Annotated in this window: 2 protein-coding genes; both read right to left on the bottom strand. The window is 54.4% G+C overall.

The window, feature by feature from the left end:
- A partial coding sequence (locus CNE01S_RS24110; protein ID WP_439645715.1) for a flagellin N-terminal helical domain-containing protein occupies nucleotides 1-229 on the bottom strand: 229 nt, incomplete at its 3' end.
- 172 nt (nucleotides 230-401) lie between these two features.
- The coding region (locus tag CNE01S_RS24105; protein WP_255212440.1) for a flagellin at nucleotides 402-840 on the bottom strand (439 nt) is incomplete at its 5' end.

Raw genomic sequence — 840 nt, 5'->3', positions numbered from 1 at the left:
TCTGCAGCATGGCAGTGGCGTCAGAGATGTTGCGCTGGGCCACGGCCATACCGTTGCTCTGGCCCTGCAGACGGGAAGCGATCTGCATCCCTGCGGCATCGTCGGCAGCAGAGTTGATGCGTTTGCCGGTGCCCAGGCGCTCCATCGCAGTGGACAGCATGCTGTTGGACTTATTCAGCGCGTTAAGGGAGGACATTGCAGAGCCGCTGGTGAAAATAGATAAAGACATAATGAATCTCCTTGATTCGGTAAGTGCTACATAAGCTTCGTTACTTAATCAAAGCGGCACGCAGGTAAGAGAAATTAAACAGTGAAGTGAAAAAAATGCATTTTTATAGCCGATAAGTAAAAACACCGCCCGAAGGCGGTGTTTTGTCACATTATTGCTTTAGGCATTAGCCTTAGCCCAGCAGAGACATCACCATGCCGGACATGCTGTTGGACTGCTTCAGCATCGACATACTGGTCTGCGCCAGCATCTGGTTGCGGGTCATGGAAGAGGCTTCGCTCGCGAAGTCCGCATCCTGAATATTGCCCAGCGCCAACTCGGTGTTGTCTTTCATGTTTGCCAGGTTCGCGGCGGTGTGGCCCAGACGGTTGATGTTCGCCCCCAGCCCGGAACGCATTTCGCCCACCTTTTTCAGACCATCTTCCAGAGAGGTCATCAGTGTCTGGGCGTTAGTCGCGCTCCCGGTACCGCTCAGAGTAGTGATAGCAGCAGTAATCCCCGTCATACCGCTGGCCCCGGTAACACCGTCCAACTGCGTGCTTAGATTGACGGTCATGCCTTCCCCAGTGCTGGCCCCAATCTGGAAGTTCATTCCGGCGCTCAGCTTGCCG

Source organism: Cedecea neteri NBRC 105707 = ATCC 33855 (assembly GCF_001571265.1).
Classification (GTDB): domain Bacteria; phylum Pseudomonadota; class Gammaproteobacteria; order Enterobacterales; family Enterobacteriaceae; genus Cedecea; species Cedecea neteri.
This window is presented reverse-complemented; position numbering and strand designations above follow the sequence as displayed.